1 rRNA gene is annotated in these 227 nt (G+C 47.6%); it reads left to right on the forward strand.

Features of this window, described 5'->3' with window-relative positions:
- Positions 1-69 (forward strand): 16S ribosomal RNA (locus AC23NW_RS36380); the annotation flags it as partial.
- Positions 70-227: the final 158 nt, after the last annotated feature.

Below are 227 nucleotides of genomic sequence, written 5' to 3' on the forward strand. Positions count from 1 at the left end.
AAACAGGTAACTAGGGCTAAGTCGTAACAAGGTAGCCGTACCGGAAGGTGCGGCTGGAACACCTCCTTTCTGGAGCCGTTATCCTTCGGGGTAGCCGTTAAGTTTATGCTGACAATTTGTTAGAGCCCTGCTCTTCACTGGAAGAGCAAGAAGTTCTTTGACTTACAGAGAGAGTCTGACACAGCAGGAATGTTGTGGTGAAGACAAGACACACAAGTAACAAGTAG

Source organism: Arsenicibacter sp. R0_47 (assembly GCF_057652235.1).